Genomic DNA, 13,436 nt, shown 5'->3' with positions numbered 1-13,436 from the left:
ATTGGGAATAAATAATAATTTGCATATATTTACCATATACCGCCACTCAAATGGCAAATATATGCAAATTTCAGGTGGCGGCGGATATTGCTGCTGTTCAAGTTGGAGTCAACCTTTCTCATTATCTGGAGTGTTCAACAATGAGTTATTCAGTTACCGAAAAAAAGCGTATCCGAAAGAGTTTTGCCAAACGCGATAGCGTGTTGGAAGTGCCGTATTTGTTGGCTACCCAGCTGGAGTCTTACCACAAATTTCTCCAGCAGGAAACTGCTTTCGATAAGCGCTTGGATGAAGGCTTGCAGGCTGCATTTAATTCTATTTTCCCGATTGTGAGCCACAATGGATATTCTCGGTTGGAATTTACTCATTACATCTTAGGTGAACCTTTATTTGATATTGCTGAATGCCAACTGCGTGGCATTACTTATGCCGCCCCTTTACGAGCCCGAATTCGCTTGGTGATTCTAGATAAAGAATCTTCCAAGCCTAATGTGGTGAAAGAAGTGCGCGAGAATGAAGTTTATATGGGCGAAATCCCGCTGATGACTCCTTATGGTTCATTCATCATTAACGGCACTGAGCGTGTCATTGTGTCTCAGCTGCACCGCTCTCCGGGCGTGTTTTTCGAGCATGACCGGGGTAAAACCCATTCTTCAGGCAAGCTGCTGTTTTCTGCCCGCATCATCCCCTATCGCGGCTCATGGCTAGATTTGGAGTTTGACCCGAAAGACTTGCTCTATTTCCGTATCGACCGCCGTCGCAAAATGCCAGTAACCATTTTGCTGAAAGCATTGGGATACAGCGCTGAGCAGATCTTAGATACCTTCTATGACAAAGAAACATTTTACCTAAGCAAAGATGGTGTGGAGACCGAGCTGGTTTTGTCGCGTTTAAAGGGTGAAACCGTGAAAACCGATATTTACGATGCGGACGGCAAGGTGCTGGTTGCCGCGGGCAAGCGGGTTACCGCCAAAGGGTTGCGTGATATTGAGAAAGCTGGCTTGAAGCGCTTACGGGTGGATGCCGAGGCTTTGATCGGCAAAATGCTGGCTAAAGACGTTATCGTACCCGATACCGGTGAAATTCTGGCACCAGCCAATAGCGAAATTACCGAAGAATTGCTGGCACAGTTGGAAATTCAGGGTGTGAGTGAAATCCAAACCTTATATATCAGCGAGTTGGGGTATGGCGGCTATATTTCCTCTACGTTGCAAGTAGATGAAACTGCTGACCAAATGGCCGCACGTATTGCCATTTACCGCATGATGCGCCCTGGCGAACCGCCCACCGAAGAAGCAGTAGAAATGCTGTTTGATCGCCTGTTCTTTAATGAGGCCAGCTATGACTTGTCGCGCGTTGGCCGCATGAAATTCAATACCCGCACCTATGAGCAAAAACTGTCTGAAGACCAGCAGCGGTCTTGGTATGGCCGTCTGTTAAACGAAATCCTGGCCGGTGCAGCTGAAAAAGGCGGGTTTATTCTTAGCACGGAAGACATTATTGCCTCTATCGCTACGCTGGTTGAGTTGCGCAACGGCCATGGTGAAGTGGATGATATTGACCACCTGGGTAACCGTCGCGTGCGTTCCGTGGGCGAATTGACTGAAAACCAGTTCCGCTCTGGCTTGGCCCGTGTGGAGCGCGCAGTAAAAGAGCGCCTGAATCAGGCAGAAGCTGACAACCTGATGCCGACCGATTTGATCAACGCCAAACCGGTATCGGCTGCCATCAAAGAATTTTTTGGCTCCAGCCAACTATCACAGTTTATGGATCAGACCAATCCGCTATCGGAAGTAACCCATAAACGCCGTGTATCTGCACTCGGTCCGGGCGGCCTGACCCGTGAACGTGCTGGCTTTGAAGTGCGAGATGTACACCCGACTCATTATGGCCGTGTGTGCCCGATTGAAACGCCTGAAGGTCCGAACATCGGCCTGATTAACTCATTATCTGTTTATGCTCGCACCAACGATTACGGCTTCTTGGAAACTCCGTACCGCCGCGTGGTGGATGGCAAAGTTACTGATAAAATCGACTATCTGTCTGCCATCGAAGAAGGCCGTTATGTGATTGCGCAGGCCAACGCCGAAGTGGATAAGAAAGGCTACCTGAAAGGTGATTTGATTACCTGCCGCGAAAAAGGTGAAACCATCATGGCCAGCGCTGACCGCGTGCAGTATATGGACGTGGCCACCGGCCAAGTGGTATCCGTAGCCGCCTCGCTGATTCCCTTCTTGGAGCACGATGACGCCAACCGTGCCTTGATGGGTGCCAACATGCAACGTCAGGCCGTACCCTGCCTGCGTGCCGAAAAACCGCTGGTTGGCACCGGCATCGAACGCTCCGTGGCTGTGGACTCCGCCACCGCTATCGTGGCTCGTCGCGGCGGTGTGGTGGAATACGTGGATGCCAACCGTATCGTGGTTCGCGTGCACGACGAAGAAACCGTAGCGGGCGAAGTGGGTGTAGACATCTATAACCTGGTGAAATTCACCCGCTCCAACCAATCTACCAACATCAACCAACGTCCAGCGGTGAAAGCCGGTGATGTGTTGCAGCGAGGTGATTTGATTGCCGATGGCGCTTCTACTGACCTGGGCGAACTTGCGCTTGGCCAGAACATGACCATCGCCTTCATGCCTTGGAACGGCTACAACTACGAAGACTCGATTCTGATTTCCGAGAAAGTGGCTGCCGCCGACCGCTACACCTCCATCCACATCGAAGAGCTCAATGTGGTGGCGCGTGACACCAAGCTGGGTGCGGAAGAAATCACCCGCGATATTCCCAATTTGTCTGAACGCATGCAAAACCGTTTGGACGAAAGCGGCATCGTATATATTGGCGCCGAAGTGGAAGCTGGCGACGTATTGGTGGGCAAAGTAACGCCCAAAGGCGAAACCCAGCTCACGCCGGAAGAAAAACTGCTGCGTGCCATCTTCGGTGAAAAAGCCTCCGATGTGAAAGATACCTCGCTGCGTATGCCCACCGGCATGAGCGGCACGGTAATCGACGTACAAGTGTTCACCCGCGAAGGCATCCAGCGCGACAAACGTGCCCAATCCATTATTGATGCCGAGCTGAAACGCTACCGCTTGGATTTGAACGATCAACTGCGTATTTTCGATAACGATGCCTTCGACCGTATCGAGCGCATGATTGTCGGTCAAAAAGCCAATGGCGGCCCGATGAAACTGGGCAAAGGCAAAGAAATTACTGCTGAATACCTAGCTTCTCTGCCGACCAAGCACGATTGGTTCGACATCCGTCTGTCAGACGAAGAGCTGGCCAAACAGCTTGAATTGATTAAGCTCAGCCTGCAGCAGAAACGCGAAGAGGCCGACGAGCAATACGAAATTAAGAAGAAAAAAATGACCCAGGGCGACGAGCTGCCGCCCGGTGTGCAGAAAATGGTCAAAGTGTTCATCGCCATCAAACGCCGCCTGCAAGCCGGTGACAAAATGGCCGGCCGCCACGGTAACAAAGGCGTGGTATCGCGCATTCTGCCGGTGGAAGACATGCCCTACATGGCCGATGGCCGCACCGTAGATATCGTGCTCAATCCGCTGGGCGTACCTTCGCGTATGAACATCGGCCAGATTCTGGAAGTGCATTTGGGCTGGGCTGCCAAAGGTATCGGCCAGCGCATTGAAAAAATGTTGGCCGAACAGCGCAAAGTGAAAGAAATCCGTGCTTTCTTAGAAAAACTCTATAACGGCAGCGGTAAAAAAGAAGACCTGAAATCTCTCAGCGATGAAGAAATCCTCACTTTGGCCGAAAACCTCAAGGGTGGTGCTACCTTCGCTTCGCCGGTGTTCGACGGTGCCAAAGAGCAGGAAATCTACGACATGCTCGAATTGGCCTACCCGAGCGACGACCCCGAAGTGCAGAAACTGGGTTTCAACGACACCAAAACCCAAATCACCCTGTACGACGGCCGTTCCGGCGAACCGTTCGACCGCAAGGTAACCGTGGGCGTGATGCACTATCTGAAGCTGCACCACTTGGTGGACGAAAAAATGCACGCTCGCTCCACCGGCCCATACTCGCTCGTTACCCAGCAGCCGCTCGGTGGTAAAGCCCAGTTTGGTGGCCAGCGTTTCGGTGAGATGGAGGTGTGGGCGTTGGAAGCCTATGGCGCCGCCTACACGCTGCAAGAAATGCTGACCGTGAAATCGGACGACGTAACCGGCCGTACGAAGATGTATGAAAACATCGTCAAAGGCGAACACAAAATCGAAGCCGGCATGCCCGAATCGTTTAACGTGTTGGTAAAAGAAATCCGTTCGCTGGGCTTGGATATCGATATGGAGCGGTATTAAACGGGGCTTTTCAGGTAGCCTTTAAGGCTACCTGAAAATAGAAACGGCCATTGTGCCGGCGTGATATATCCCGCCGAGCCGCCGTTTGCTGCCGGACAAAAATCTGGCCAAGCTGCCCGCCCATATTTTTCAGGTAGCCTCAAAGGCTGTCTGAAGTAGAGTGAGCAAAATACAAAATCCTGATTGGGAGCAAAAATGAATCTGTCGAACCTGTTTAACCCCCTGCAAGCTGCCGGCATGGAAGAAGAATTCGATGCCATCAAAATCGGCATTGCCTCGCCCGAAACCATCCGCTCTTGGTCTTACGGTGAAGTGAAGAAGCCGGAAACCATCAACTACCGTACCTTCAAACCCGAGCGCGACGGCCTATTCTGCGCCAAAATCTTCGGCCCGGTAAAAGACTACGAATGCTTGTGCGGAAAATATAAGCGATTGAAGTTCAAAGGTGTAACCTGCGAAAAATGCGGTGTGGAAGTTACCCTTTCTAAAGTGCGTCGCGAGCGCATGGGGCATATTGAGCTGGCCGCGCCTGTTGCCCATATTTGGTTCTTGAAATCACTGCCTTCCCGCCTCGGCATGGTGTTGGATATGACCTTGCGCGATATTGAGCGCGTGCTGTATTTCGAAGCTTTTGTGGTAACCGACCCCGGCATGACCTCGCTGCAACGCCGCCAGCTGCTGACCGAGGAAGACTACTACGCCAAGCTGGAAGAGTATGGCGAAGACTTCGATGCCAAAATGGGCGCCGAAGGCATCCGCGAACTATTGCGCTCATTAGATGTGCCGGCCGAAATCGAAATCCTGCGGCAGGAATTGGAAAGCACCGGCTCCGAAACCAAAATCAAGAAGCTGGCTAAACGACTGAAAGTTCTGGAAGTCTTTCAGCGCAATGGCATGAAGCTGGAGTGGATGATTATGGACGTGTTGCCCGTGCTGCCGCCTGATTTGCGTCCGTTGGTGCCGTTGGATGGTGGGCGTTTCGCCACTTCCGATTTGAATGACCTCTATCGCCGCGTCATCAACCGCAACAACCGCCTCAAACGCCTGCTGGAGCTGCATGCGCCCGACATCATCGTGCGCAACGAAAAACGCATGCTGCAGGAAGCGGTGGACAGCCTGTTGGATAATGGCCGTCGCGGCAAGGCCATGACCGGTGCCAACAAACGCCCGCTCAAATCGCTGGCTGACATGATTAAAGGCAAAGGCGGCCGCTTCCGCCAAAACCTGTTGGGCAAACGCGTAGACTACTCCGGCCGTTCTGTGATTACCGTCGGCCCCTATCTGCGCCTGCACCAGTGCGGCCTGCCCAAACGCATGGCCTTGGAGCTATTCAAACCGTTCATCTTCCACAAACTGGAAGTGCGCGGCGAGGCGGCTACCGTGAAAGCTGCCAAAAAACTGGTGGAGCAGGAAGTGCCAGTGGTGTGGGATATTTTGGACGAAGTCATCCGTGAGCACCCGATTATGCTCAACCGTGCCCCGACTCTGCACCGCTTGGGAATTCAGGCTTTTGAGCCAATTTTGATTGAAGGCAAGGCTATCCAGCTGCATCCCTTGGTGTGCGCCGCTTTCAACGCTGACTTCGATGGCGACCAAATGGCCGTACACGTTCCCTTGAGCCTGGAAGCACAAATGGAAGCCCGCACTCTGATGCTGGCCTCCAACAATGTGCTCTCGCCCGCTAATGGTGAGCCGATTATCGTGCCGTCTCAAGATATTGTGTTGGGTCTATACTACATGACTCGCGACAAAATCAATGGTAAAGGCGAAGGTAGCCTGTTTTCCGACGTGAAAGAAGTACACCGCGCTTACTACACCAAGCAGGTGGAATTGGGCACCAAAATTACCGTGCGCCTGCAGGAATGGGTGAAAGACGACCAAGACGAGTTCGAGCCGATTACCAAGCGCTATGAAACCACAGTCGGCCGTGCCCTGCTTTCCGAAATTCTGCCCAAAGGCCTGCCGTTTGAATACATCAACAAGGCGTTGAAGAAAAAAGAAATCTCGCGCCTGATTAATGCCTCGTTCCGCCTGTGTGGCCTACGCGATACAGTGATTTTTGCAGACCACCTGATGTATACCGGCTTCAGCTTTGCAGCCAAAGGTGGCATCTCCATCTGCGTGGATGATATGGAGGTACCGAAAGAGAAAGTCAAACTCTTGGCCGAAGCCAACGCCGAAGTGAAGGAAATCGAAGATCAATACCGCCAAGGTTTGGTTACCAATGGCGAGCGCTACAACAAAGTGGTGGATATTTGGGGCCGTGCCGGCGATAAAATTGCCAAGGCGATGATGGACAATCTTTCCAAACAGAAAGTAATCGACCGCGAAGGCAAAGAAGTGGATCAGGAGTCGTTCAACTCCATCTACATGATGGCTGACTCCGGTGCGCGTGGTTCTGCCGCCCAGATTAAACAGCTTTCCGGTATGCGTGGTTTGATGGCCAAGCCGGACGGTTCGATTATCGAAACCCCGATTACTTCCAACTTCCGCGAAGGTCTCACCGTATTGCAATACTTTATCGCCACCCACGGTGCGCGCAAAGGTCTGGCCGATACCGCGTTGAAAACTGCCAACTCAGGTTACCTAACCCGCCGCTTGGTGGACGTGACCCAAGACTTGGTGGTAGTGGAAGACGATTGTGGTACCAACGACGGCTTCGTGATGAAAGCTGTGGTACAGGGCGGCGATGTGATTGAAGCCCTGCGCGACCGCATTTTGGGCCGCGTAACTGCACAAGACGTGGTGGATCCCTCCAGTGGCGCCACCTTGGTGGAGGCCGGAACCCTACTCAACGAGCAGCTGGTAGATTTAATCGACCGTTCCGGCGTGGACGAAGTGAAAGTCCGCACCCCGATTACTTGTAAGACCCGCTATGGTTTGTGTGCCAAGTGCTACGGCCGAGACTTGGCGCGCGGCAAGCTGGTGAACACCGGCGAAGCCGTGGGCGTGATTGCCGCCCAATCCATCGGTGAGCCCGGTACACAGTTGACTATGCGTACCTTCCACATTGGTGGTGCCGCCTCCCGTGCTGCCGCCGCCAGCCAGGTGGAAGCTAAATCCAACGGCACTGCCCGCTTCAGCAGCCAGATGCGCTATGTAGCCAACAACAAAGGCGAGTTGGTGGTCATCGGCCGCTCGTGTGAGTTAGTGATTCACGACGAAGTAGGTCGCGAGCGCGAACGCCACAAAGTGCCCTACGGCGCCACTTTGCTGGTGCAGGACGGCTCTGCGGTTAAAGCCGGCCAAACCCTAGCCACTTGGGATCCGCACACTCGCCCGATGATTACCGAATACGCCGGCCGTGTACGCTTTGAAAACGTGGAAGAAGGCGTAACCGTTACCCGTCAAACTGACGAAATCACCGGCCTCTCCACTTTGGTGGTGATCGATGGTAAACGCCGCACCAGCACCAGCAAGCTGCTGCGCCCCACCGTGAAACTGTTGGATGGGAACGGCGAAGAGGTAACTATGCCCGGCACTGAAACTCCTGTTTCCATGGCCTTTCCCGTGGGTGCGGTGATTACCGTGCGCGAAGATCAGGAAGTGGGCAAGGGCGACGTACTGGCGCGTATCCCGCAGGCCTCTTCCAAAACCCGCGACATTACTGGTGGCCTGCCACGTGTGGCCGAGCTGTTTGAAGCCCGCGTGCCCAAAGATGCCGGCATGCTGGCCGAAGTAACCGGCACGGTGTCTTTCGGTAAAGAAACCAAAGGCAAACAGCGCCTGGTGATTACTGATTTGGAGGGTGCGGCACACGAAACTCTGATTTCCAAAGAGAAACAGATTCTGGTGCACGACGGCCAAGTGGTGAACCGCGGCGAGATTATCGTGGACGGCTCGGTTGACCCGCACGACATTCTGCGCCTGCAAGGCATCGAAGCGCTGGCACGCTACATCGTGCAGGAAGTGCAAGAAGTATACCGCCTGCAAGGTGTGCGCATTTCCGATAAGCACATCGAAGTGATCATCCGCCAGATGCTGCGCCGCGTGAACATTGCCGACGCCGGCGAAACCGGTTTCATCACCGGCGAGCAGGTGGAGCGTGGCGACGTAATGCAGGCCAACGAACGCGCCGTTGCCGAAGGCAAAGAACCGGCACGCTTCGACAATATCCTGCTGGGTATCACCAAGGCTTCGCTCTCTACCGACAGCTTCATTTCCGCGGCCTCCTTCCAGGAAACTACCCGCGTGCTTACCGAAGCCGCCATCATGGGCAAGAAAGACGACCTGCGCGGTCTGAAGGAAAACGTTATTGTCGGCCGCCTGATTCCGGCCGGTACCGGCCTCACTTACCACCGCAGCCGCCGTGCGCAGTGGCAGGCGCATCACGAGGCGCAAGTGAACGAGCAGGTGGATGAAGCCGAATAAGGCTACCTGAAAAGCAAAAGGCTGAAACCGTAATAAGCGGTTTCAGCCTTTTTCGTGGTCGGGTGGCTTGGCTGGCTGATGGGGGTTAGGTTTTCAGGTAGCCTGCTATAGCTGGGGCAATTATTGATTCATACCAGGCAGCAAGCCGCAGACAGCACAGCTAGTACGGCAAAGTGAGCCAGCGCAGTATGCAGTGAAGTACCTTAGCTATACGAACTGTGTAAAAGGCTACCTGAAAAGCCAATCAAGTATTTCAGGTAGCCTTTTGATCATTTTGCTTCAGCGCTTATGCACTGCCGAAGCAGCTTGCGGTTTGGCTTCGGCGGGCTTGGCTGGCGGCGGGTTGGTATTAGCCGGCTTGCTGTCTGCGGCTTTTTGTTCGCAATCCATCTGCTGCACCATTTCTTCAAACTGCCGGCTCACCACTTCACAGCCTTCGGCATCTAATTGCGAGAGGTCGCCGCGTGTGGCTTCTAGCGATTGCAACAGTGCATCGGCCTGGCCGTCGGGGGCTTGGCGGAAGCAGGCGCGGGCTCGTTGGAAATAGGTTTCGCACACGGGGTTCATGTGGTCGGCAGTGGTGGGCGGCAGGGCGTGCTCCGGTTCGGGGTTGGCTTCAGCAGCAGTGAGCGGGTCGTCTTCGGTATTGCCGTCCGACACTTCGGGAGTAACCAGCTCAACCGACACAGTAGCTGTTTCGATGCCGGATGCGCTGCCTGCGGCCGATGCCGAGGCCTGTGAAGCCGCAGTCTCAGCGGCGGGGGCAGGATGTTTGCGGCTGCCGCCTACCAAGAGCCCGAAGGCGAGCAGCAGGCAGCCGGCCACTACGGCGGCTACGGCCAACAGCTGCGGTTTTTCACGCACTTGCTGTGGCAGGGTACGCAGTTTTCCCCGCAGTTTCTGCCACTGAGCGCGCAAGTTTCCCCGCCATTTGGATGGCCGGGCGTTCGGCTTAGCTTGCTGTTTTTGCCGCAGGGCTTGCGGTTTTGCCTGCAGCTGCTGCCGGTATCGTTTCCAGTCTGGTTTGCCTTGCATGGTAATGAATGTCGATATGGTAAGGAGGCTGTTGCGCATCTTACACGTAAGCTGTGCTGCTCGGGAAGGGCGGCGACAGGGCTGGGCGATTTTTCCCGAATAGGCGAGCTAATGCCATAAGAAGAGATAAGTGCTTTTGTTATATATGTTTTTTGGATGAAATGGTTATGGTATAACATCCAATTTGTGCAAACAATCTGCAAAGGAGTTTTTATTTTCGCCGTTCATTGTCTACCGTGCTGTTGGCCGGCTTATCAGTGGCCGCGCACGGTCATGAGGTGTGGATGAATGCTGCGCACACGCATGGCGGCGGGGTGTTGAAGGCCGAACTGAGCTATGGGCACTATCCCGAGTTGGGGCCGATTACTGCCGACCGTTTGTTGCTGTTTCCCAAGCCACTGCAATTGCTCACGCCACAGGGCAAAATTGATTTGATGCGGCGCGGGCAGCATAATTATCAGTTTGAAATGCCGCGTGCGGTGGCAGAACCTGACGCAGATGAAAGATGCCACTTATTGCGAGCAAACCAGTATGTTTGGCAAAGCGGTGGTGAACATAGGGCACGAGAGCGCGAGTAAGGAGCTGATCAGCCGGCTGGTGGGTGATTTGCTGGAGATTGTGCCGTTGCAAAACCCGGCCAACGTGCGCGTGGATAAAGTGTTGCCGGTGCGGGTGTTGTTCCGTGGCGAGCCGCTACCGGATGCTACGGTGGTGGCCACGTTTGATGGCTTCTCCCACCGCGATCCGGTCGATAAATCACACCGCCTCGAACCACAGGCGTTCTCCGGCACCACCCGCGCCGACGGCATGGTGAGCACATTCCGCTGCGCCAAGGCAGCTGGAAAGTGCGCGTGGTGCACAAAACCGATTTCGCCGATCAGGCTGTATGCGACCAGCTGACTGCCTATGCCACGCTAACCTTCGAGATCGGCAGCAGCCATCATTGAGTTGGCGGTTTCAGGTAGCCTGCAACTCGACTTTTCTTGCCGTCTACCATCAGTGCGGTCAGCCAATGCAGGTAGTACCAAGTGTAGGGCAGCAGCGAGGCGGTAAAAGAGCTACAAGCCGGGCTGGTGGGCTTGCCGGGTGCAGATACATCAGCATCGCCGTGGTGGCCTGCGGCAAGGCGGCTGCCGCCATCAGCCAAAACGCCAGCGGCATGGAGGCGTACCCAAGTGCGTGGCTGTTTCGTCCAAGTGGTCACTGCCGTGAGCAGGAAAGCCACTACCACCGCGCCGGCATAGCCCCAAATCATTTCGTGGGCATGCCAGAAATAATTGGGCAGCGCGGCCGTGCCTTGATAGCCGAAGCTCCACAGCAGGATGGAAAGCGTACCGTAGAGGGCGGCCAGCGGGTAGAAGGGGCGGAAGGCTATGCCCCAAACGGGATGGTTTTTGGAAAGCAGATTCATGATGTGTCGATTATTGGTTTGTAGGGGGAGGGGTTAAACGGGGAAGGCTACCTGAAAAACGGCAGGCTTTTCAGGTAGCCCTTAAATCATGCGGCAATACGTTTTCAGGTAGCCTCGGCAAACGGCGGCACGGGCGCGCCCAATTGGCGCAGCAGCTGCACGGTTTCAAACACGGGCAGCCCCATCACGCCGCTGAAGCTGCCGGAAAGGTGCGCCACAAACACGCCGCCAATGCCTTGGATGCCGTATGCACCCGCTTTATCCAGCGGTTCGCCGCTGGCAATATAGGCCGCGATTTCCTGCGCGCTCAGTTCTTTAAACCTCACATCGCTGCGCTGTGCCGTTTCCAGCGTTTGGCCGCCGAGCGATACGCATACCGCCGTCCACACTTGGTGTTCGCGCCCGGAAAGGCTTTCCAGCAGCTCGCGGGCGTGCGCCGCATCGCGCGGTTTGCCCAAAATGGCATTGTCCAGCGCCACCACCGTGTCGGCGCTCAACAGCGGCTGTGCCAAGGCAAGGCCGCGTTGCGCCGCCAGCCGGCGTGCTGCCGCGTTTTTCTGCCGTGCCATCCGCGCCACATAATCCACCACCGCCTCGCCCGGCTGCGCCGTTTCGTCGGTTTCCGCCGTCAGCAGCACGGGCTGGAAACCTAATGAAACCAGAATTTCGCGGCGGCGCGGGCTGGCCGAGGCCAGATAGATGGTGTTGGGCATGGCGTTTCTTTTCTTTACATAGCTGCGGAAGCCGCTAAGGCTACCTGAAAATCCCGTTTCCCGCGATAGCTAAAACGGGTGAATTTGTGCGGGCGGGGTGGTGCAGCGGATTCACACGCTGCAACGCCGGCGGGTGGAAGCAAAGTTAATCTGCCATAGAGCTTGTTTTTCCCGCTCCTGCCCTAATCTTGCGCGGCAAACCGTTTATTTACCCATTAGCAACCATGAGCGATCAAGACTATTATCAAACCCTCGGCGTCTCCCGCGATGCTTCCGACGACGAAATCAAAAAGGCCTACCGCAAGCTGGCGATGAAATACCATCCCGACCGCAACCCCGATAATAAGGAAGCGGAAGAGAAATTCAAAATCATCCAAAAAGCCTACGAAATCCTTTCCGACCGCGAAAAACGCAGCCGCTACGACCAATTCGGCCAGGCCGGCGTAGACGGCAATGCCGGCGGCTTTGGCGGTTTCGGCGGCGCAGCCGGCTTCGATTTCGGCGACATTTTCAGTCAGATGTTCGGCGGCGGAGGCGGCGCGCGTCAGCAGAACTTCCAAGGCAAAGACCTGCGCTACGATATTGAAATCACGCTGGAAGAAGCCGCAGCCGGCAGCAAAAAACGCATCACCATCCCTTCGCACGAAGAGTGCGACATCTGCCACGGCTCCGGCGCCAAACCCGGCACCTCCGCCACCACTTGTTCCACCTGCCACGGTTCCGGCGTGGTGCACGTGCGCCAGGCCATTTTCCAATTGCAGCAAACCTGCCCCACCTGCGGCGGCTCTGGCCGTGAAATCAAAGAGCCGTGCGTTAAATGCCACGGTGCAGGCCGCGTGAAGAGCCGCAAAACTCTGGATGTGAACATCCCCGCCGGCATCGAAAACGAGCAGCCCATCCGCCTCGCCGGCGAGGGCGAGCCCGGCTCGCACGGCGCGCCCGCCGGCGATTTGTATGTGGTGGTGCATATCCGCCGCCACGAAATCTTCGAGCGCAACGGCTTGGATCTGCACTGCGAATTGCCCGTGAGCTTCACCATCGCCGCGCTGGGCGGCGAAGTGGAAGTGCCCACGCTCAACGGCCGCGTGAAGCTGAATATTCCGAAAGAAACCCAAACCGGCCGCCGCATGCGCGTGAAAGGCAAGGGCATGAAATCGCTGCGTTCTTCCTCTATTGGCGATCTGTATTGCCACATCGTGGTGGAAACCCCGGTCAACCTCACCGAGCGCCAGCGCGAATTGCTGGAAGAGTTTGAAAAAATCTCCACCGGCCTCGACCGCGCCCAAACCCCGCGCCAGAAATCGTTTATGGACAAACTGCGCGATTTGAAAAACGATTTGTTCGACTAAGGCGGCAGCCAAACGTGCAAAAGGCTACCTGAAATCCCGATAGGGCGTTTCAGGTAGCCTTTCTTTATTCAGGTAGCCAGCCGCTTGCCGCGAGCACGTTTTTGCAGTATAACCACCCCGCGCCACATAAAACAACACCATCATTCATCGGCGCTTCAAGCCACTTTTCCGTTTTCCCAAGCTGCCGCCAGCCGCACCGCATCAGCGCGTGTGGCTGAAACCGCCGCCTGTTTTT

Annotated in this window: 5 protein-coding genes and 2 pseudogenes; 4 read left to right on the top strand and 3 right to left on the bottom strand. The window is 55.2% G+C overall.

Going from position 1 to position 13,436, the window contains the following annotated elements:
- The first annotated feature begins 140 nt into the window (after positions 1-140).
- Entirely contained in the window at positions 141-4,322 is a 4,182-nt protein-coding gene (rpoB, locus tag A7P96_RS00220) for a DNA-directed RNA polymerase subunit beta (protein WP_067523869.1), read from the top strand.
- Positions 4,323-4,517: 195 nt separating this feature from the next.
- On the top strand, positions 4,518-8,693 hold the full coding sequence (gene rpoC / locus A7P96_RS00215) for a DNA-directed RNA polymerase subunit beta' (protein ID WP_067523868.1): 4,176 nt from the start codon (positions 4,518-4,520) through the stop codon (positions 8,691-8,693).
- Positions 8,694-8,972: 279 nt separating this feature from the next.
- On the opposite strand, the gene A7P96_RS00210 is transcribed toward rpoC, so the two are convergent.
- On the bottom strand, positions 8,973-9,767 hold the full coding sequence (locus A7P96_RS00210) for a DUF5339 domain-containing protein (RefSeq protein WP_067523867.1): 795 nt from the start codon (positions 9,765-9,767) through the stop codon (positions 8,973-8,975).
- A gap of 158 nt (positions 9,768-9,925) precedes the next feature.
- Between A7P96_RS00210 and A7P96_RS00205 the strand changes: the two are divergent.
- Positions 9,926-10,675: pseudogene (locus A7P96_RS00205) on the top strand (DUF4198 domain-containing protein).
- Positions 10,676-10,902: 227 nt separating this feature from the next.
- Here A7P96_RS00205 and A7P96_RS10055 read toward each other — a convergent pair.
- Together A7P96_RS10055 and A7P96_RS00195 are read right to left on the bottom strand one after the other, a co-directional pair.
- Positions 10,903-11,139 (bottom strand): annotated as a pseudogene (locus tag A7P96_RS10055) (NnrS family protein); the annotation flags it as partial.
- 104 nt (positions 11,140-11,243) lie between these two features.
- On the bottom strand, positions 11,244-11,852 hold the full coding sequence (locus A7P96_RS00195) for a nucleoside triphosphate pyrophosphatase (protein ID WP_067448359.1): 609 nt from the start codon (positions 11,850-11,852) through the stop codon (positions 11,244-11,246).
- A 224-nt stretch (positions 11,853-12,076) separates the two neighbouring features.
- Between A7P96_RS00195 and dnaJ the strand changes: the two genes are divergently transcribed.
- Positions 12,077-13,201, top strand: a complete 1,125-nt coding sequence (gene dnaJ / locus A7P96_RS00190; protein WP_067523864.1) for a molecular chaperone DnaJ — start codon at positions 12,077-12,079, stop codon at positions 13,199-13,201.
- The last annotated feature ends 235 nt before the right edge of the window (positions 13,202-13,436 follow it).

The organism is Eikenella sp. NML03-A-027 (genome assembly GCF_001648395.1).
GTDB classification, from domain to species: domain Bacteria; phylum Pseudomonadota; class Gammaproteobacteria; order Burkholderiales; family Neisseriaceae; genus Eikenella; species Eikenella exigua.
This window is presented reverse-complemented; position numbering and strand designations above follow the sequence as displayed.

Bases quoted from the DNA above. Each gene is read 5' to 3' on its own strand.
- A7P96_RS00195 (WP_067448359.1), bottom strand. From the start codon at position 11,852: ATGCCCAACACCATCTATCTGGCCTCGGCCAGCCCGCGCCGCCGCGAA.
- rpoB (WP_067523869.1), top strand. From the start codon at position 141: ATGAGTTATTCAGTTACCGAAAAAAAGCGTATCCGAAAGAGTTTTGCC.
- A7P96_RS00210 (WP_067523867.1), bottom strand. From the start codon at position 9,767: ATGCGCAACAGCCTCCTTACCATATCGACATTCATTACCATGCAAGGC.
- dnaJ (WP_067523864.1), top strand. From the start codon at position 12,077: ATGAGCGATCAAGACTATTATCAAACCCTCGGCGTCTCCCGCGATGCT.
- rpoC (WP_067523868.1), top strand. From the start codon at position 4,518: ATGAATCTGTCGAACCTGTTTAACCCCCTGCAAGCTGCCGGCATGGAA.